Origin of the sequence: Planotetraspora mira (assembly GCF_016863275.1) — a bacterium.
GTDB lineage: Bacteria > Actinomycetota > Actinomycetes > Streptosporangiales > Streptosporangiaceae > Planotetraspora > Planotetraspora mira.
Genome location: NZ_BOOO01000002.1, coordinates 262,875 through 282,274, shown reverse-complemented (window position 1 = coordinate 282,274; position 19,400 = coordinate 262,875). Strand labels below are relative to the sequence as shown.

At 70.0% G+C, this 19,400-nt stretch carries 16 protein-coding genes; 8 read left to right on the top strand and 8 right to left on the bottom strand.

Features of this window, described 5'->3' with window-relative positions; genetic code table 11:
- Positions 1 to 63 precede the first annotated feature (63 nt).
- The 7 genes from Pmi06nite_RS03045 to Pmi06nite_RS03015 all read left to right on the top strand — a co-directional run bounded on the left by Pmi06nite_RS03045 (position 64) and on the right by Pmi06nite_RS03015 (position 10,061).
- Positions 64 to 2,346 (top strand): tetratricopeptide repeat protein, encoded by a 2,283-nt coding sequence (locus tag Pmi06nite_RS03045; RefSeq protein ID WP_203951245.1) that lies wholly within the window; start codon positions 64 to 66, stop codon positions 2,344 to 2,346.
- 76 nt (positions 2,347 to 2,422) lie between these two features.
- Positions 2,423 to 3,184: an SDR family NAD(P)-dependent oxidoreductase gene (locus Pmi06nite_RS03040; protein WP_203951244.1), complete on the top strand. Its 762-nt coding sequence runs from the start codon at positions 2,423 to 2,425 to the stop codon at positions 3,182 to 3,184.
- 439 nt (positions 3,185 to 3,623) lie between these two features.
- A complete protein-coding gene (locus tag Pmi06nite_RS03035) occupies positions 3,624 to 4,739 on the top strand; it encodes a quaternary amine ABC transporter ATP-binding protein (RefSeq protein ID WP_239113550.1) in 1,116 nt (371 codons plus the stop codon).
- Between the two features lie 2 nt (positions 4,740 to 4,741).
- Entirely contained in the window at positions 4,742 to 6,664 is a 1,923-nt protein-coding gene (locus Pmi06nite_RS03030) for an ABC transporter permease (protein WP_239113548.1), read from the top strand.
- Positions 6,661 to 7,641, top strand: coding sequence for an ABC transporter substrate-binding protein (locus Pmi06nite_RS03025; protein ID WP_203951243.1), 981 nt, complete (start codon positions 6,661 to 6,663; stop codon positions 7,639 to 7,641). Before Pmi06nite_RS03030 ends, Pmi06nite_RS03025 begins: the two co-directional genes overlap by 4 nt.
- 131 nt (positions 7,642 to 7,772) lie before the next feature.
- Entirely contained in the window at positions 7,773 to 8,720 is a 948-nt protein-coding gene (locus Pmi06nite_RS03020) for an ABC transporter substrate-binding protein (protein ID WP_203951242.1), read from the top strand.
- Between the two features lie 606 nt (positions 8,721 to 9,326).
- Complete coding sequence (locus Pmi06nite_RS03015) at positions 9,327 to 10,061, top strand: HNH endonuclease family protein (RefSeq protein ID WP_203951241.1); 735 nt, start codon at positions 9,327 to 9,329, stop codon at positions 10,059 to 10,061.
- A 3-nt stretch (positions 10,062 to 10,064) separates the two neighbouring features.
- Here the strand turns inward: Pmi06nite_RS03015 and Pmi06nite_RS03010 are convergent, their stop codons facing one another.
- Both Pmi06nite_RS03010 and Pmi06nite_RS03005 read right to left on the bottom strand, forming a co-directional pair.
- Positions 10,065 to 10,736, bottom strand: a complete 672-nt coding sequence (locus Pmi06nite_RS03010) for a response regulator (RefSeq protein ID WP_203951240.1) — start codon at positions 10,734 to 10,736, stop codon at positions 10,065 to 10,067.
- Positions 10,733 to 12,340 carry a sensor histidine kinase gene (locus tag Pmi06nite_RS03005; protein ID WP_239113546.1) on the bottom strand — a complete coding sequence of 536 codons (1,608 nt, stop codon included), beginning with the start codon at positions 12,338 to 12,340 and terminating at the stop codon, positions 10,733 to 10,735. Before Pmi06nite_RS03005 ends, Pmi06nite_RS03010 begins: the two co-directional genes overlap by 4 nt.
- A 106-nt stretch (positions 12,341 to 12,446) precedes the next feature.
- Between Pmi06nite_RS03005 and Pmi06nite_RS03000 the strand changes: the two genes are divergently transcribed.
- Entirely contained in the window at positions 12,447 to 13,817 is a 1,371-nt protein-coding gene (locus Pmi06nite_RS03000; protein WP_203951239.1) for a cation:dicarboxylate symporter family transporter, read from the top strand.
- 126 nt (positions 13,818 to 13,943) lie between these two features.
- On the opposite strand, the gene Pmi06nite_RS02995 is transcribed toward Pmi06nite_RS03000, so the two are convergent.
- The 6 genes from Pmi06nite_RS02995 to Pmi06nite_RS02970 all read right to left on the bottom strand — a co-directional run bounded on the left by Pmi06nite_RS02995 (position 13,944) and on the right by Pmi06nite_RS02970 (position 19,378).
- Positions 13,944 to 15,047 (bottom strand): CU044_5270 family protein, encoded by a 1,104-nt coding sequence (locus tag Pmi06nite_RS02995; RefSeq protein WP_203951238.1) that lies wholly within the window; start codon positions 15,045 to 15,047, stop codon positions 13,944 to 13,946.
- Positions 15,044 to 15,694: an RNA polymerase sigma factor gene (locus tag Pmi06nite_RS02990; protein ID WP_203951237.1), complete on the bottom strand. Its 651-nt coding sequence runs from the start codon at positions 15,692 to 15,694 to the stop codon at positions 15,044 to 15,046. Before Pmi06nite_RS02990 ends, Pmi06nite_RS02995 begins: the two co-directional genes overlap by 4 nt.
- A gap of 110 nt (positions 15,695 to 15,804) precedes the next feature.
- Positions 15,805 to 16,041 carry a DUF2277 domain-containing protein gene (locus tag Pmi06nite_RS02985; protein WP_203951236.1) on the bottom strand — a complete coding sequence of 79 codons (237 nt, stop codon included), beginning with the start codon at positions 16,039 to 16,041 and terminating at the stop codon, positions 15,805 to 15,807.
- A 76-nt stretch (positions 16,042 to 16,117) separates the two neighbouring features.
- Entirely contained in the window at positions 16,118 to 16,852 is a 735-nt protein-coding gene (locus Pmi06nite_RS02980; RefSeq protein ID WP_239113544.1) for an IclR family transcriptional regulator, read from the bottom strand.
- Positions 16,849 to 18,108 carry a (Fe-S)-binding protein gene (locus tag Pmi06nite_RS02975; protein WP_203951235.1) on the bottom strand — a complete coding sequence of 420 codons (1,260 nt, stop codon included), beginning with the start codon at positions 18,106 to 18,108 and terminating at the stop codon, positions 16,849 to 16,851. Before Pmi06nite_RS02975 ends, Pmi06nite_RS02980 begins: the two co-directional genes overlap by 4 nt.
- A 49-nt stretch (positions 18,109 to 18,157) precedes the next feature.
- Complete coding sequence (locus Pmi06nite_RS02970) at positions 18,158 to 19,378, bottom strand: FAD-binding oxidoreductase (protein ID WP_203951234.1); 1,221 nt, start codon at positions 19,376 to 19,378, stop codon at positions 18,158 to 18,160.
- Between the last annotated feature and the right edge of the window lie 22 nt (positions 19,379 to 19,400).

Below are 19,400 nucleotides of genomic sequence, written 5' to 3'. Positions count from 1 at the left end.
CCCGGAGCGGTGGCCCTCGCGGTTGTTTGGGGCAGGGTGACCGACCTGGCAGACTGACTGCCCATGGACGTGGACATCTGGGCCTGGGTCGGCGGCACCCAGCGGGAACTGCACGAAGCCGGCAACGCCGGTCTGGCCATGGCGCTGGGCGACGTGCCCGGGCAGGCCCTGGAGGGGCGCTATGCGCAGCTTGACGTCGTGGCGCCCGCCGTCGCCCAGCACGCGGAGACGCTCGGCCTGCCCTGGCTGGAGCTCTTCGTGCGCTATTGGCACCTGATCGGCAGGGTCGGAGACCGGGCCAACGGCGCCGTCGCCCTGGGCGACGCCTCCGATCTGGCCGAGTTCGCCAAGCGCGACGACGTCCGCGACTGCCCGGCCGCACCCGCGGCCGTCGAGGCCCTGGCGATGGCGCAGGCGAACACGGACGGCCCCGGATATGCCGAGGCGCGGCTCGCGTCGCTCGGCGAGGCTCTGGCCGGCGTCGAGCCCGACTCGCTCGTCTTCTCCGGGCTGACCACGCAGTACGTCGCCGCCCTGCTGGACGCCGGACGTCCCGAGGAGGCCGTCACCTACGCGGAGGCGGCCATCGGCCGCCTGGGCAAGGCGGGACGGGAGGCGAGCTGGGAACTTGGCGCCGAGGCCGCCCGCGCGCTGCTCGCCGCCGGGCGCGGGGAGGACGCGCTGTCCGCGCTGGAGGCCGCGACCGGCTTCAAGCCGGACGACCCCGTGGCCAAGGCCCGCCGTGAGGCGCTGCTCACCTCGCTGATCCTCGGCACGCTCGGGCGCATGGAGGGGGCCTACGAGGCCCTGCCCGACCTCGACGTGGTGGGCGACCACCCGCGTGACTGGGTGGAATGGTCCCGGGCCATCGGCCTCCTGGCGAACAGCGGCTCGATCGCCAACACCTGGCAGCTCGGCCGCATCCTCGGCCAGTGGATCACCTACTTCGAGACGATGGGCGGCCACCGCGCGCGGTTCGAGCTGGCCCTGGCCGCCGGCCATCTCGCCGTCGCCCGCCAGGGGATCTGGCAGGCCCGGCTGCTCGCCGACCAGGCGGAGGCGGTGCTGCCCGCCCTGACGACCACCGATGGACTGCCCGAGCGGATCGCCGAACTGCGCGCCGCAGCCGACGGGGCCGCCGAGATCCCCGCGCCGGGAGGCGCGGACGAGCTGGTGGCCCTCTTCGACGCCGCCGACGGGCAGAGCGCGGACCCGGAGCGCTGGGTCGGCTGGCTCGCGCCGCACTCCGGGAAGGACCTGGAGATCACCCGCCGCCACACGACCACGCTCGGCTTCCTCGGCTACCCCTCGATCGGGGCCGGCGTCTACTGGAAGGTGATCGTCGAGGACGGCGACCCCGCCACGGCGAGCGAGGAGGACATCGCCTACCTCAGTGGCCTGCTCATCGAGGCCGGACAGGACGACCGCGTCGAACAGCTGGCGGCACGGCTGCCCGCGGCCGGTTCCCACCTCGCCCTGGCGCGTCTGTACCGGGCGCGCGAGCGCTGGGCGGAGGCCGCAGCGGAGGCCGAGGCCGCGGTCGCGGCCGAAGACTCGGTGGAGAGCCGCCGCCTGTGGTCGGTGGCCGCGCAACAGCTCGGAGACAACGCCGCCGCGGCCGAGATCCTGCGGCCGCTGCTCGACTCCGACGAAGCCGAGGAGGAGGACATCTGGCGGCTGATCGTGGCCGCCACCGCCGCGGAGGACTGGGCGACCGTCCACGCGGCCTCCGCCAAGCTGAACCTGCCGCTCCAGACCACGGAGGGGCCGATCGATGAGCAGTGGCACCTCATCCGCGCCGTCCTCCCCGCGCCCGACGGAAGCCGGCGCGAGGTGCTGGCCCTGCGCACCGGGCCGGCGACGGCACGCCTCGCCGTCCCGCAGCCGCGCGGCATGGAGTACAACGCGGGCGATGTGATCGTCTTCGACCCCCGCCCGCTGGAGCCGGTCCCCGAGGACCCCAAGGAGCAGGAGGACTTCGTCATCCCGTTCGCGGGGGTCACGATGTTGCGGCCCGGCGGCTTCACCAGCTGGTTCTTCGACGGCGTCGCGCCCACCGAGCACGAGTGGACCGAGTTCAACGAGGTGCTGGCCGAGCGGGGCTGGCCGATGTGGGTCTACAGCGACGAGAACTACGGCGTCACCCACCCGGTGTCGGGAGAGCGCCTGCCCGGCGTGTTCGGCTGGATCGCGGTGCCTCCGACCGTCGAGCCGGCTGAGCTCGACGCCGTTCTCGACGACGCCACCGAGCAGTGGACCCACCCCGTCACCTGGGTCGACCTGGCCCGCGAAGTCGGCGTCGAGGTCGAGCGGCACGAGCGCATCGCCAAGGAATACGGGCTGTGACCCGCCGCCGGTCGCTGTTCTAGGATCACGTTCGGTCGATCCCGGGGACGTGGACCCCGGGACCAAGGAGGTCGGCGTGGTACTGGAACGCTTCCGGCTGGACGGCAGGGTCGTGATCGTCACCGGGGCCTCGTCGGGCCTCGGAGTGGCCTTCGCACGAGGCTTCGCCGAGGCGGGCGCCGACATCGTGATCGGGGCGCGCCGCCTGGACATGCTCGAGGAGACACGGCGGCTGGTCGAGGAGACCGGCCGCCGCTGCCTGGCGGTCGCCACGGACGTCGCCGTCCCCGAGCAGTGCCAGGCCCTCGTCGACGCCGCCGTCGCCGAGTTCGGCCACGTCGACATCCTGATCAACAACGCGGGCGTGGGCACGGCCGTACCGGCCCTGCGCGAGACGCCCGAGCAGTTCCGCCACGTGATCGACGTCAACCTGCACGGCACGTTCTGGATGGCGCAGGCGTGCGCCCGCGTCATGCGGCCCGGGTCGGCGATCGTGAACATCGGGAGCGTGCTCGGCGAGACGACCGCCGGGCTGCCTCAGGCGGCCTACAGCGCATCGAAGGCCGCCGTGGCGGGGCTCACGCGTGACCTCGCGCAGCAGTGGACCTCCCGACGGGGAATCCGCGTCAACTGCCTGGAGCCCGGGTTCTTCCACTCGGAGATGACCGAGCAGTATCCGCCCGGCTATCTGGACCGGGTGATGGAGCAGCGGGTGCTGATGAAGCGGGCGGGTGAGCCGATCGAACTCGTCACCACCGCGGTCTTCCTGGCCTCCGACGCGGGCTCCTACATCAGCGGCGCCGTCCTCGCCGTGGACGGCGGCATTCTGATCACCTGACGGATCGGCGGCGTGACGGCCCCCTGGCCGGCGCCGCGCCGTCCCACCTGATGGTTACGTGTCCCATCTGGTGACCAGGCCTGTCCATCGGACGGCGGGCCCGAAGCCTTTCCAGGTAGGCGGCTTTCCCTGTACCGCCGTGGTTCCCGCGGCCACGCAGGCGCGCGCCCAAGGCTCGGATGCATAGATCACTGAATGATCACGATATGGCGCTTATCGTGTTATTTAGGGCTATCTGTGGGGTTGGTGGGGCCTAGCCTCATCACTGTTCAACACGATGAGTTGCGCATCGCGCAACTCCTGTGCATATGCCCAATGAGGAGTCGTTGACCCCCAGCTCTTCATCCACGGTGTGCGAGCGACGATCTCCACGCCGTGCTGTGGCGTTCCCGGGCGTTCACGCCGCTTCTCGGGCGATAGCCGAGTGAGGGGAATCAGAGTGGGCACAGCCGCGATCGAGGTTCGCGGGCTCTGGAAGATCTTCGGCCCCAAGGCCGATCGGATCATCGGTAGTCCCGACGCGGAGCTCGACTCCGCCGCGCTCCGGGCCAAGACCGGATGCACCGCCGCCGTGAGGGACGTCAGCTTCGAGGTCCGCCCGGGCGAGGTCTTCGTCGTCATGGGATTGTCCGGCAGCGGCAAGTCCACGCTCGTCCGGTGCCTCACCCGGCTCATCGAGCCGACTGGCGGCGACGTCGCCATCGGCGGCGAGGACGTGCGGGGCATGTCGGCCGCGCAGTTGCGCGAACTGCGCCGCCACCGGGTCAGCATGGTGTTCCAGCACTTCGGCCTGCTGCCGCACCGCCGGGTTCTCGACAACGTGGCCTACGGCCTGGAGATCCAGGGCGTCGCGAAAGCCGTACGGCACGAGAAGGCGCGGGCGATCCTGTCCCTCGTCGGGCTGGAGGGGCACGAGGACTCCTACCCCGACCAGCTCTCCGGGGGCATGCAGCAGCGCGTGGGCCTGGCCCGGGCGCTCGCCGTCGACCCGGAGGTGCTGCTGTTCGACGAGCCTTTCAGCGCGCTCGACCCGCTGATCAGGCGGGACATGCAGGCCGAGGTCGTCCGCCTGCACCGTGAGGTGGGCAAGACGATGGTCTTCATCACCCACGACCTGTCCGAGGCGCTCAAGCTCGGCGAGCGGATCGCGATCATGCGGAACGGGTCGATCGTGCAGGTCGGCACGCCGGAGGAGCTCGTGGGAGCACCCGCCGACGACTATGTCGCCGACTTCGTGCGCGACGTCCCCAAGTCGCATGTGCTGTCGCTGCGCTGGATCAGCCGGCAGCCTGACGCGGACGAGCCGCTGGACGGGCCGGAACTGCCGGCCGACACGGTGATCCACGACGCGATCCCGGCCGCCATGGCGTCCGCCCGGCCGATCCGGGTGGTCGCCGACGGCGAGCTCGTCGGCGTGGTCGACCGGGTCGACCTGCTCGGCGCGGTCCGCCTCGGCGAAGGGATCGGCGCCCAGGCGGGTGAGGCCCTCGCCGGGACGCCGGCCTCGTCGTCGGCGTCGTCAGCCTCGGCGTCGTCGTCGGCCGAGGAGGCGTAGTGGTGGCCGCCCCCGCCGACATCGCACCGCCCGTCCCCGTAGGGGAACGGGCGCAGCGGCTCGTCCGATGGTTGCCGGTGGCCGGGGCCGTCCTGGTCGTGGCGCTCTACGTGGCGTTCAAGAACACGGCCGTGCTGCCGCACGACGACGACGCCTCGCTGTTCCACTGGCTCAACGACGCCCGTGACTGGGTCGACGAGAACCGCAACACCAGCCCGTTCTTCCTGTACTTCATCAACTACGTCCGCCTCGGGGTGGCCGAGCTCTTCACCCTGTTCCAGACGGCGCTGACCGCTCTCGGCTGGCCGGGGCTCATCGGCGTCGCCGCCGGGCTCGGCTGGCTGGCGGGCGGCTGGCGGATCGCCCTCGTGTCGGTCGTCGGATTCGCCGGGATCGGGGCGCTCGGCCTGTGGGATGCGAGCGTCGACACTCTCGCGCTCACCCTCAGCTCCGTGCTGCTCTCCCTGGTCATCGGCATCCCGATCGGCATACTCGCGGGCCGTTCCCCCCGCGTCCGGCGGATCGTGTCCCCGGTGCTCGACGTCATGCAGATCATGCCGACGTTCTCGTACCTGTCGCCGATCGTGCTGCTGTTCCTCATCGGCCCGGCGTCGGCCACGATCGCCACGATGATCTATGCGATCCCGCCGGCGATCCGGATCACCGCGCTCGCCATCCAGCGCGTCTCACCCACGGCGGTCGAGGCCTCGGAGTCGCTGGGCGCGACCGGCGGCCAGACCCTGCGCAAGGTCCGGCTCCCGATGGCGCTCAACACGATCACGCTGGGCGTCAACCAGACGATCGCGGCGGCGCTGTCGATGGTCCCGCTCGTCGCGCTGATCGCGGCGCCGGGGCTCGGCGTGGACCTCATCCGCGCGCTCGCGCGGGTCAACGTGGGCGCCGCGCTCGTGCCGGGCATCGCCATCGTGATCATCGCGATCGTACTCGACCGCATCACCAGGTCCGCCGCGGTCTCCCGCGCCCGGTCCTCCGTCGTGCGCTGGGCGGGCTTCGCGGTGGCGATCGTGGCGGGCCTCGCGCTCACCCCGGTCCTGGCGCCGGAGTTCCCCGAGCAGTGGCAGATCCAGATCGTGCGCCCGATCAACGACGTGGTCGGCTGGATCGAGGCCAACTGGTACGGGTTCACCGGCTTCCTCAACGACACCGTGGCGTACGGACTGCTCAACCCGCTTCAGGACGTGCTGACCAGCGCGCCCTGGTGGCTGGTCACCCTCGCGGTGCTGGCCTTCGCGTGGCGGTTCAGCGGGCTGCGCGCCGGCCTGGTGGCTGCGGGGTGCCTGGTGGCGATCGCGGCTCTGAGCCTGTGGGAGCACGGCATGGAGACGCTGACGATCGTGCTGGTGGCCTCCGTGATCACGATCGCGGTGGGGCTGGCACTCGGAATCGCCGCGGCCAGGTCGAGATGGTTCGCCGCCGTGCTGCGGCCGATCCTCGACGCCGCGCAGACCATGCCGTCCTTCTCCTATCTGCTGCCCGCCGTCGCGCTGTTCGGCAACGGGCGGTTCACCGCGATCATCGCGTCGCTCATCTACGCGGTGCCCGTGGTCGCACGTCTGGTCGAGGACGGCGTACGGGCGGTGCCGGGGACCGTGGTGGAGGCGGCCAGGTCCGCGGGTTCGACCGATCGGCAACTCCTGTGGAAGGTCCAGCTTCCGATGGCCAAGAGCTCGCTGCTCCTGGCCGCCAACCAGGGGATCGTGATGACCCTGGCGATGGTGGTGATCGGCGCGCTGGTGGGGGCGGGAGCCCTCGGATATGACGTCGTGGCCGGGATCGCGCAGCAGGAGGACTACGGCAAGGGACTGGCGGCCGGCGTGGCGCTCGTCCTGCTCGGAGTCATGCTCGACCGGATCACGCAGGGCGCCAGCGGGCGCCCGAACTCCAAAAAGAAGAGGATCGCATGAAGAAGTTACGCCTGATCGCAGGTGTTCTCGTACTTGGCCTGGGCGCCGCGGCCTGTGGCGGCGCGAAGGTCGACGACACCTCCTCGGCCGCGCCCAGCGCGAACGCGTCCGCAGGTGCGGCCGCGGGCTCGGCGGGAACCGTCAAGATGGCCATCAACGGCTGGGTCGGGTACGAGGCCAGCGCGGCCGTCGTCGACTACCTGCTGGAGAACGAGCTCCACTACAAGGTCGAGAAGGTGACCCTCAACGAGGAGCCGTCGTGGCAGGGCATGGAGTCCGGCGACGTCGACGTCGTTCTCGAGAACTGGGGTCATGACGACCTGAAGAAGAAGTACATCGAGGAGAAGGGCGTCGCCGTCGAGGCGGGCCCGAACGGCAACAAGGGTGTCATCGGCTGGTACGTCCCCGAGTGGATGGTCCAGAAGTACCCGGACATCACGGACTACAAGAACCTGCCCAAGTACGCCGACCTGTTCAAGACCTCCGAGTCGGACGGCAAGGGCCAGCTGCTGGACGGTGACCCCTCCTACGTCACCAACGACGAGGCCCTCGTCAAGAACCTCAAGCTGCCGTACAAGGTCGTCTACGCGGGCAGTGAGGCGGCCCTCATCAAGGCGGCCCAGACGGCCACTCAGCAGCAGAAGCCGCTGCTCATGTACTTCTACGAGCCGCAGTGGCTGTTCTCGCAGCTCAAGCTGGTGAAGATCAACCTCCCGCCGTACACGCCGGGATGCGACGCCGATCCCAAGAAGATCGCGTGTGACTACCCGCCCTACGATCTCGACAAGATCGTGAGCAAGAAGTTCGCCGAGACCGGTGGCCCGGCCTACGAGCTGATCAAGAACTTCACGTGGTCCAACGACGACCAGAACAAGGTCGCCGACGACATCACCAACAACGGCCTGTCCGACGAGGCCGCCGCCAAGAAGTGGGTCGACGCCAACCCCACCGTGTGGCAGGCCTGGATTCCGAAGTGATCGAGTGAATCGGCCGCGATCCTTTGGATCGCGGCCGATTCGCCGCTTTCGGTTGTGAAATACTCTGCCGGTGTCGCCCGCGGTCTCGTCGCCCGCGCACGCCGCTCGTCCTACTTCTGATGAGGTCACTTATGAGGGTCCGTCTTCTTGCCGGGGTGCTCACGATCGCGCTGGCGATGACCGGGTGCAGCGGGAGTTCCGAGAACGCGGGAGGCCCGAGTGCAGGCGCCTCCGGCACGGTGCGCCTGGCCATCAACCCGTGGATCGGCTACGAGGCCAGCGCCGCCGTGGTCGAATATCTGCTCGTTCACCAGCTCGGATACAAAGTCGAGCGTGTGGAGAGTGCGGAGGCGGAATCCTGGAAGGGCTTCGAGAATGGCAAGGTCGACGCCATTTTGGAGAACTGGGCCCACCCGGAGCTGAAGAAGGAGTACATCGACGAGAAGAAGGTCGCCCTAACGGCGGGGGAGGACGGCAACAAGGGCGTCATCGGGTGGTATGTGCCCGAATGGATGGTGAAGCAATATCCGGACATCACGGACTATCACAAGCTTGTCACCTACAAGTCCTTGTTCCAGACCGAGAAGTCGGGCAATTTGGGGCAATTCCTCGCGGGTGATCCGAGCTACGTGACCAACGACGACGCGCTGATCAAGAATCTCAACCTCCCGTACAAGGTGGTCTACGCCGGCAGCGAGGACGCGCTGATCAAGGCGGCGCAGGACGCCGACAAGAACAAGAAGCCGCTGCTCATGTACTTCTACGAGCCGCAGTGGCTGTTCTCCCAGCTGAAGCTGGTGAAGATCAACCTCCCGCCGTACTCGATCGGATGCGACGCCAACCCCGCCAAGGTCGCGTGCGACTATCCGCCGTACCTGCTGGACAAGATCGTCAGCAAGAAATTCGCCGCGGAGGGTGGCAAGGCGTACGAACTGATCAAGAACTTCGTGTGGACCAACGACGACCAGAACGCCGTGGCCTACGACATGGCCGTCGGGAAACTGAGCGCGCAGGCCGCAGCCCAGAAGTGGGTCGAGCAGAACAAGATCGTCTGGCAGGACTGGATCCCCGCCGCCTGACGCCCCCACTCGCCCACCTCCCCGCCCGGCCCCCACACTCCGCCCGCCCGCCCCACACTCCGTGATCATGCACAGGTTCGTGGATACCACCCCTGACCTGGCCACCCCTGGGTCGTGATCATGCACACATTCGCGTAGAGCACCGACGAGCTGGCCGTTCATCGCCCGTGATCATGCGCACATTCGGCGACAGGCGTCCTGACCGGCCACGATACAAATCGTGATCATGCGCAAGTTCGGGGAAACGGCGGATGACCTGGCCGTCCCCTGTTCGTGATCATGTACGAGCGTCGCCCGCAACGGTGAGTGTCACTGCATGATCACGATCGTCGTCGTGCCAGTTCAAGGCGCCTTCCTCCGAATCCGTGCATGATCACGAAATGAGCTTGCGCAGCTCGGGCCGTGCATCACCGAATGTGTGCATGATCACGGGCAATGAACGGCCAGCTCGTCGGTGCTCTACGCGAATGTGTGCATGATCACGCCGAGAGAGGGTGGACTGGGTACGTTTATTTGCGGGTTCTTGGGCATTTGCTATACCTAGGTGGAAAATTTCATGACCTAGGGGTGACTGTGGGCGGGCGCGGATCTCGGATCTTCGTCGGTATGTCGGTGGCGATCGCCGTACTCGCCGGATGTGGGCCCTCGGAGGGGCTCAGCCTGGACCAGCCAGGACATAAGGACTCCCAAGGTGACGACACCGGGAAGTCCCACGGCACGAACCCTCTCGACAACCCGGACGGCGTGGAGCCGGGCCTGGCCCGGATCACCTCGGACAAGGACCGGGCCGACGCCCGTGACCTGATCGACAAGGTGACGACCAAGGGGCGCGGGCCCAAGACCGGTTACGACCGTGACGAGTTCGGCTACGCGTGGGCGGACAACGCCGACGACGTCCCCCTGGCGCACAACGGGTGCGACACCCGCAACGACCTGCTCAAGCGGGACGGGGCGGAGGTCAAGTACCGCAGCGGCTCCGATTGTGTCGTCGTCTCGATGACGTTGTACGACCCCTACACGGGCGACACCATCGAGTGGCGGAAGGAGGACGCGTCGGAGGTACAGATCGACCATGTAATGCCGCTGTCCTACGACTGGCAGATGGGCGCCTCCCGCTGGAGCGACGCCGAACGCAAGCGGATCGCCAACGACCCCCTCAACCTGCTGCCGGTGGACGGCTCGGCCAACTCGGCCAAGGGCGACTCGGGCCCGGCGTCATGGTTGCCGCCCGCCAAGGGCATCCGGTGCTCCTACGCCGTACGGTTCGCCCAGGTCTCCCTCAAGTACGACCTTCCGGTCACGGCCGCGGACAAGGAGACGATGCTCGACCAGTGCGCCTGAGCGTCAGATGAGTCGGTAGAGCAGTTCCGGCCGGCCGACCGACCCGTACTGGGGGACCCGTTGGGCCATCCCGGACTCAGCCAGGTGCTCCAGGTAACGCCGGGCGGTCACCCGGGCCACGCCGATCGTCACCCCCACCGTGTAGGCGGAGACGCCGCCGGGAGTGTCCGTCAAGACGCCGACGATCGCCGCCATGGTCATCGGCGACATCCCCTTCGGCAGGCGCGGCTGAGGGGGTCCGTGCAGCGCCGCGAGGGCGTTGTCGACCTCCTCCTGCCCGCTGGCCTCCCCCGACGCGTCGACCGAGTCCCGGAAACGGGCGTAGTGCCGGAGCCTGTCGCTGAACGCGGTGAAGGTGAACGGCTTGAGCAGGTAGTGCGCGACTCCCACCGACACCGCCGACCGCACGATCGACAGGTCCCTCGCCGAGGTGATCACGATGACGTCGCAGAGGATGCCCGCGCCCCGGACGGCCTTGCACAGGTCGAGTCCGTGCATGTCGGGCAGGTAGAGATCGAGCAGGATCAGGTCGACCGGCCGGCGTCCGAGGAAGCGCAGCGCCTCCCCGCCCGAGCGGACCACACCGGCGACCTCGAAGCCCGGCACACGTTCGACGTAGACCCGGTTCGCCTCGGCGGTGATCTCCTCGTCCTCCACGACCAGTACGGAGATCATGGCCGGCTCTCCACCGGCAGCGGGAGCCGTACGGTGAACACGGCGCCTCCGTCGTCGGACACCTCGATCGTGCCGTTCAGCCGCCGCACGGCCTGGGCGACCATGGCGAGCCCGATGCCGCGGCCGGTGCCCTTCGTGGTCCACCCCCGCTGGAACGCCTCCTGCGCCGCCGCCGGGTCGAGCCCGGGGCCGTTGTCGGTCACCCGGATCAGGCAGTCCGTCCCGTCGGTCCGCACGTGTACGGTCACACGGGCGGGCGGGCTGCCGGACATCGCGGCCTCCATCGCGTTGTCGATGAGGTTGCCGAGGACCGTCACCAGGTCGCGCTCGTCGAGGCCCACGTCGTCGAGCTCGGTGTCCTCGCTGATCGACAGCTCCACGCCGCGTTCGCCCGCCTCGGCGGACTTGCCGAGAAGCAGCGCGGCGAGCACCGGTTCGCGTACGGCCGCGACCACGCGGTCGGTGAGCTCCTGGGCGGCCCTGAGCTCGGCGGTGGCGAACGCCACGGCCTGCTCCGGACGGCCCAGCTCGACCAGGGTGATCACGGTGTGCAGCCGGTTGGCCGCCTCGTGCGCCGCGGAGCGCAGCGCCTCGGCGAAGCCGCGCTCGGCGTCGAGCTGCCCGGCCAGCCCCTGCAGCTCGGTGTGGTCGCGCAGGGTCACCACGGTGCCGAGCGAGCGCGCCCCCGACCGCACGACGGCGACGTTGACCAGCAACACGCGCTCACCGGTGAGGTGGATCTCGTCGGTACGGTTCTCACCGGATGCGAGCAGCTCGGTGAGGGACGGCGGCAGACCGAGATCCGTGACCTGGCGGCCCTCCGCGTCGGCGCCGAGGCGGAGCAGTTCGCGGGCGCCGTCGTTGCACAGCGTGAGCGTGCCCCGGGCGTCGATCAGGAGCAGCCCCTCGCGCACGGCGTGCAGGATCGCCTCGTGGTGGTCGTACATGCGGTTCAGTTCCGTCGGCCCGAGGCTGTGCGTGTGCCGCCGCAGGCGGGTGCCGACGAGATAGGAGCCGACCACCCCGGCCGACAGGCCGACCAGCCCGGCCAGCCCCGCGGCTCCGATCTGCGCGCGGAGCCTGCTGCTGAGCCTCTCGACCGTGATTCCGGCACTGACCAGGGCTCTGACCCTCCCCGCCGGATCCTTCACGGGAGTGATCGTACGCACCGAGGGGCCGAGCGTTCCCGTGTAGGTCTCGCTGAAGGTCTTTCCGGCGAGGGCCTGGGTGATGCTGCCCAGGTAGTGCCCGCCGATCTGACTGCGGTTGGGGTGGGTGAACCGGATGCCGGCCGGGCTCATGATGGTGATGAAGTCGACCTTGGTCTCCGCGGTGACACGGTCGGCGTACGGCTGCAGCGCCGCCGTGGGGTCGGACCCGTTCAGCGCGTCGAGCACCGCGGGGGAGTCGGCCACGCTGACCGCGACGGCCGTGGTCACGCCCGTGGCCTCGTCGGTCAGCAGGTCACGCGCCTGGAGGAACCCGATGGTGGTGCTCACCGCCACGGTCACGCCCACGATGACGATCTGCAGGATCAGGATCTGCCGGGCGAGACTCCAGCGCCGCACCCGGCCGGAGATCACCATCTGCTGTCTCACTTCCACGAGCGCACTTCGGTGATGAACGAAATGTACGCAATAGTGACCCAGGTCATATCGGGCCGCATAGTCGCTCCACTGAAGTTCCTTCCCCCGAGGAAAGTGAGTGTCGATGTCCGCGTCCCCGGTTGAACCCCAGGCCGCCACCCCCGAGCGCCCAGACCGGACCCGTTATTTGTACCTCGCCGTCATCGTGGCGGTGTTGGCCGGCATCGCCGTCGGCTTCGTCGCCCCTGACCTGGGCGCGGCGCTCAAGCCGCTGGGCACCGCCTTCGTCGCGCTGATCAAGATGATGATCAGCCCGATCATCTTCTGCACGATCGTGCTGGGAGTCGGCTCGGTCGCCAAGGCGGCGAGTGTGGGCAAGGTCGGCGGGCTCGCGCTCGTCTACTTCCTCGTGATGTCGACGGTCGCGCTCGCGATCGGCCTGGTGGTCGGCAACCTCATCGACCCGGGGCAGGGGCTGCAGCTCACCGACGAGCTCCGCAAGGCCGCGGAGGCCCAGGCGGCCACCGGCGGTGAGAGCGACACCACCGAGTTCCTGCTCGGCATCATCCCGACCACGCTCGTGTCGGCGTTCACCGAGGGCCAGGTTCTGCAGACGCTGCTCGTCGCCCTCCTCGCCGGGTTCGCCCTCCAGGCCATGGGCCCGAAGGCGGCGCCGATCCTGGCCGGCATCGAGCACATCCAGCGGCTCGTCTTCCGCATCCTCGCCATGATCATGTGGGCTGCGCCCATCGGCGCCTTCGGCGCGATGGCGGCGGTCGTCGGCGCGACGGGCATGGACGCGCTCAAGAGCCTCGGCCTCATCATGGTCAGCTTCTACGCGACCTGTCTGGTCTTCGTCTTCGTGATCCTCGGGCCGCTGCTGTGGTCGGTCGCCCGGATCAACGTGCTCGCGCTGCTGAACTACCTGCGGCGGGAGTTCCTGCTCATCCTGTCCACGTCGTCCTCGGAGTCGGCGCTGCCCCGCCTGATCGCCAAGATGGAGCACCTCGGCGTGAGCCGTCCGGTCGCCGGCATCACCGTGCCGACGGGCTACTCGTTCAACCTCGACGGGACCGCCATCTACCTCACGATGGCCACCCTGTTCGTGGCCAGGGCGACGGGCGCTCCGCTCGAGCTCGGCGAGCAGATCGCCCTGCTGGCCTTCATGATGATCGCGTCGAAGGGCGCCGCGGGCGTGACCGGCGCGGGCCTCGCGACGCTCGCGAGCGGCCTGCAGTCGCACCGGCCCGAGCTGGTCGACGGTGTCGGCCTCATCGTCGGCATCGACCGGTTCATGTCCGAGGCCCGCGCGCTGACCAACTTCGCGGGCAACGCGATCGCCACCGTGCTCGTCGCCACATGGACGAACGAGTTCGACCGGGAACGGGCCGAGGAGGTGCTCGCCGGACGGGAACCGTTCGACGAGACCACCCTGCTGGACGAGGACGCACCCACGCCGCTGAAGGACCGTGAGGAGCCCGCCCTCCAGTCCTAGATCCAGCGGTACGGCACGGCGCCCGCCTCTCACGATCGAGAGGCGGGCGCCGCTGCGCCGTATGCGGGCGGCCGATCAGCCGTGCCGCGGAAGCCCGCGGCCGGTCGCACCGGGACATGCGGTGGATCAGCCGCAGCTCGCGCCCTTCTTCTCGCTGATCGGGTCCGGCGCCTTCGGGGCCTTGTCCTCCACAGAGACCTGGAGCCGCGCGGTGGCCTCCACCACGCTTCCACGGGGTGCTTTCGCCGTCTTCGGGTCGACGACGGTTCCCCGCTCACCGAGCAACTCGAAGGTCTTCGCATCGAAGACGAGATCCTCACGGATGCCCACGTGCACCCGGCCGACGCCGATGCCCCTGCGTCCGGCGGCGTCCGTCACGTTGTCGGTCACCCTGACTCCGGGGATCGTTCCTGCCGCCTTGAACAGCGCGGCACGCTGGTCCGCCGGCATATAGGTCTCCCTGAGCAGATCACCCACCCTGGTCCACGCGTCTGTGTCGGCCGGATTCTTGGTGTCGGGACCCGAGTACAGGTAGGCGCGCATCCCCTTGGCGTCGGTCGGCAGCCTCTTGAGCTTGGTGTAGGTGCTGTCCGGCACGTAGCCGCAGGTGGGCAGCATCAACCATTCGGTATGGCCCGCTTCCCCATAGGCCTCCTTGGGAATGGGCCAGCCCGGATAGGCGCGCGGCTTCAGGTGCTCGACCTTGAGCGCGCCATCCTTGCGGCCGTCGGCCGAGAGCCAGATGGTCCGCTTCGTCCGGTAGAGGTACCGGAACTCCGTGCTGGCCTCCTCAGTCGCCGGGTTCGTCGCGGCACCGTCGGGTCGGGGCGGCGGAGCAGGTAGAGCCTGATCGCTTCCACCCACAGCGTGACCACCGAACGATCCGTACATCGTCTGCGAGGTGACCTTGATGAACTGGTTGTTCCGCGGCTTGAGGTCGGTCACGGCCTGCGCGGCCCTGCCGAGCACCTCGCTCGCCGACATGTTCGTGACCTTCGGCAGCGCTGTCACGTCCGGTGCGCGTCCGCTGCCGCCGGGGGCGGCCGCCAGCACGTTGACCGCCACGACGCTCGCGCCCGCGACCACGGCCACTCCGGCGATCGCGAAGCCGTACGGCTTGCGCCGGGCCGGGGGAGAGGCCAGTTTCCGGCGGGCCGCGGCCTTGGCGGCGGCGGAGTAGGCCGGCACCTCAGGCCGCGCCCGGGTGACCAGGTCGAGTTCGTCGTTCATGAGGTCTGCTCCTTGGGAAGGTCAAGGTGGCGGCGGAGCTTCGCGCGGATCCGGTGTAACCGGGATCGGACCGTCCCTGCCGGGATCTTCAGTGCGTGGGCGGTCTCCTCGTAGCTGAGGTCGGCCCAGGCGATGAGCAGGAGCAACTCCCGCTCGGCCGTCGACAGCCGCGCGAGCGCGGCCGCGAGGGCGGGGCGAAGCGCCGCGGCGCTGGCCCGCTCGGCGCTTCGCTCCTCTTCGTGGAGCTCATGTGTCTCCGCGCCGCCCGCCGTCCGGGCGAGCGCCTTGAGACGCCGGACCTCCGACCTCCGGTGGCCGGAGATGAGGTTGCCGGCTATGCCGTACAGCCATGGCCGGGCGTCCGGCCTGTCCAGGTCGTACCGGTGCCGCTTGCGGAACGCGACGAGGAACGTCTCCGCCGTCACGTCGTCCGCGTGCCCGTGGTCGAGGCCCAGTCGCCTGCTCGCGTAGGCGTGGATCTCGTCGGAGTGCCGGTCGAAGACGCCTGCGAACTCGTCGGGGTCGGCCAGCGACGCGCGGATCAGCCCGGCGTCGGTGGCGTTCTCTCCCGGACCGGCCTGGAGGCCTCGCGCGGCGGCACGGCGACTCCAGGGTCGGGTGCCCTGTTCGGTGGCCGCGGTACTCACCACCCGTTCTGTCCGTTCATAGGGGGAATCCTTCCGTTGGCGGCTTCGCGCCTTTCACCCCTACTCCGCCGGACCCGCTCGGGCTGTTCCCTACTTCCCGCGGAACGGATTCACGACGCGGCGGCCTCGCCGGGAGGTCGCTGGCCGCGGACCTCCAGGGATGCGAGAAGCGCCGCGCTGGCCTCGGTTATCGCCTCGACGGCGCGCTGGAAGGCCTCCGCGTTGTGCGAGGCGGGCGCCCGGAATCCCGAGATCTTCCGCACGTACTGCAGGGCCGCCGCGTGGATGTCCTGCTCCGTCACCTCGTCGGTGAACGGCGGACGCAAGGTCTTGATGCTTCGACACATACGTTCATCCTCCACGGAAACGCCGCAAACGTGTGGGGGATCAGCGACCGAATCAGCGACCGTTTCAGCGATCGTTTCAGAGGCCGAAGACCGCAGAGCCGAAGTCGCCGGCCACCTTCCGCAACATCGAGGCCAGCTCGTCGCGGTCGATGGCGTCGATCCGGTCGGCGGGACCGGACACCGACATCGCCGCGAAGGTCCTGCCGCCGTCCACGACCGGGACCGCCATGCAGTGCACGCCGCCCTCCTCCTCGCCGAGGTCCAGCGCGTACCCCCGGGTGCGGACCTCGTCCAGCTCGCCGAGGAGGCCGTCGACGGTCGTGATGGTCCTGTCCGTACGGCGCGGCAGGCCGGTCCGCTGGAACACCGCCGCGGCGTCCGCGCGCTCGGCGAGCAGTACCTTCCCGACCGCCGTGCTGTGGGGGAGCACCCGCCGGCCCACCTCGGCGAACATGCGCAACCTGCGCGGCGACGGCACCTGGGCCACATAGACGACAAAGTCGCCCTCCAGCACCGCCAGGTTCGCCGTCTCGCCCGACAACTCCACCAGCCGCGCGAGGTACGGCTCGGCCCGGGCGGCGACCATGCGCTCGGCCGTGCCGCCGATCCGCAGCAGCGCCCCGCCGAGCGCGTAACGACGGTCGGACTCCTGCCGGACGTACCCGCGCGCGAGGAGCGTCTGCAGGAGCCGGTGGATCGTCCCGTACGGCAGGCCCGTCCGAGCCGCGATCTCCGACAGACCGGCCTGCCCGCCCCGCTCGGCGAGGGCCTCCAGAACGTCGAGCGCCCTGTCGACGCTCTGCACGCTCACCCGGCGTCCTCCGTGACCCACCCCAGGGTCTGCGGGGAGAGCCCGCGCAGCGCGGCGTCGAGCACCTCCGCGGTGTGCGCGACGCGGATCTCACCCTTGCCCGCGCGCCGGGTCGCGGCCGCGATCTGCATCGTGCAGCCGGGGTTGGCCGACACCAGCAGGTCGGCGCCGGTCGCCAGCACGCGCTCGGCCTTGCGGTCGCCCAGCTCCCGGGCCGCCACAGGCTGGAACAGGTTGTAGGTGCCGGCCGACCCGCAGCAGATGGCGGACTCCGCGATCTCCCGCAGGTCGAGTCCCGGAATTCCGCCCAGCAGCTCCCGCGGCTGGGACCGCACGCCCTGGGCGTGGGCCAGGTGGCAGGCGTCGTGGTAGGCGACGGAGACCGGCAGGGGGTGGCGCTCGGCGACGGGCCCCAGCTCGACCAGGAACTCGGCGAGGTCGCGGACCGCCAGCGCGTCGGCGCGCCCGGACCAGCCGGGCTCGTCCTTCAGCACCTCGGCGTAGTCCTTCATGCTCGATCCGCACCCGGCCGCGTTGACCACGACCGTGTCGACCCCGGCCCGCTCGAAGGTCGCGATCGTGCGCATGGCGAACCTCTTCGCCTCCGCCTCGCGGCCCGAGTGCAGCGAGAGCGCACCGCAGCACCCCTGCCGCGGTGGGATGACCACGTCGCAGCCCTCGAGTGCGAGCACCCGGGCGGTGGCCGCGTTGACCTGTGGAAAGAACTCGCCCTGGACGCATCCGGTGAGCAGCCCCACCGTGGCCCTGCGCCGTCTGCGCGCCCTGACCACGGGCGGGAGCCGTACAGGCCTGGCGGCCGGGGGAGCGAGCTCGGCCATCGCGCCCAGCGTCGGATTCGCGCGTTCGAGCAGCGGCTGGAGCCGCTTGCTCAGCGCCATCGGCAGGCGCATCGCCCGCAGCCTCCGCCGATAGGGGAACAGCGCGAAGACCATGGCCCTGACGGCCCGTTCCTCGGGCGTCCGCGTGTGCTCCTCCTCGACCACGGCGCGCGTCTGCTCGATCAACCGGTCGTACCGCACACCCGAGGGGCAGGCGGTCACGCAGGCCATGCAGCCGAGGCAGGCGTCCAGGTGCCCCGCCATCTCGTCGGTGACCGGCGTGCCGTGCACGTGCTGGTCCATGAGCTGGATCCGCCCGCGAGGGGAGTCCATCTCCTCGCCCCACAACACGTACGTGGGACAGGTGGGCAGGCAGAACCCGCAGTGCACGCAATCCTTGATCAGCTCGGGGTCCATGCGGCGTCCTCCCTGTGACGGTCCGGCGGCCTGCGGTCGCGGGGCTTCATCAGAGGCCTCCGACGAACCGGCCGGGGGACATCCGGTGATCGGGGTCGAACCGGTCCTTCACCCGGCGCATGAGACCGAGCGCCCCGGTCTCGCCCCAGAAGTCCACCGCGACGCCGGGCGGCAGCGCCACGCCTGTCAGCCGGCCGCCGAGTGGCCGGATCTCGTCGCGGACGGCGCTGACGAAGCCGGCGACCCGATCCGGATCCGACGACGTCGGGAGGGCGACGTGCAGGTCGTCCGTGCCCGCCGAGCCGCGTACGTGCGGGGTCAGGGCGAGGCGGGCGGCATGCGCGTCGACCACCCGGAGCGTGGCCGCCAGTGCCGCGGGCAGCCCGCGCAGCGACAGCAGGAGGTCCTCGCCGGGAAGGCGCCCCCACCAGGAGGGCGGCTCCTCGCCGATCTCGGCGTCGACCCCCATCAGGTCCTGTACGGCTTTCGCCCGCTCGGCCGCGGCGACGCCTTCGACGAGGACCGCGAGCATGCCGCCGCCGGGCACGGGCCGGTCGAGCTCGATCGCGGCGGGTTCGAGGACGGACGCGGCCAGCGTCGCCGCAAGTTCCTGGCCGCGCTCGGCCTCCGGAAGGGGAGCGGTGACCCACCGGCTGTCGGCGGCCAGCGGATGCAGCCGGAACGCCGCCTCCGTGATGACGCCGAGCGTGCCGTACGAGCCGGTGAACAGCTTGCCGAGGTCGTATCCCGCGACGTTCTTCACGACCTTGCCGCCCGACTTGGCGATCGTGCCGTCGGCCAGCACGACGGTTATGCCGATGAGCAGGTCGCGGCTGGTGCCGTACCGGAACCTGAGCGGCCCGGCCACTCCGGTCGCGAGCATCCCGCCCACGGTGGAGCCCGCGAGCGGCGGCTCGGCGACGAGGCGCTGCCCCTGCGACGCCAGCGTCTCGCCGAGGGCGCCGAGCGTCACCCCGGCCTGGACGCGGGTCACCAGGTCGCCGGCGGCGTGTTCGAGGACCTCGTTGAGGCAGCAGGTGTCGACCAGCAGGTCGCAGCGGCCGGGCGGCGGCCCCCAGTCCAGCATCGTCCCCGCGCCGGTGGGCACGACGGCGAGGTCGTGCGCGGCGGCCACGCGGAGCACGGCCGAGACGTCCTCGGTCGTCTCCGGCAGCGCCACCCAGCGCGGCAGGACGCCGGCCACCGCGTCGCCGTCGCCGGCGGGGCGCACGGTCGTGCCGCAGGCGGCGAGATCGGCGTCGGCGCTCATGACAGCCACCTCCTGTGAGAGT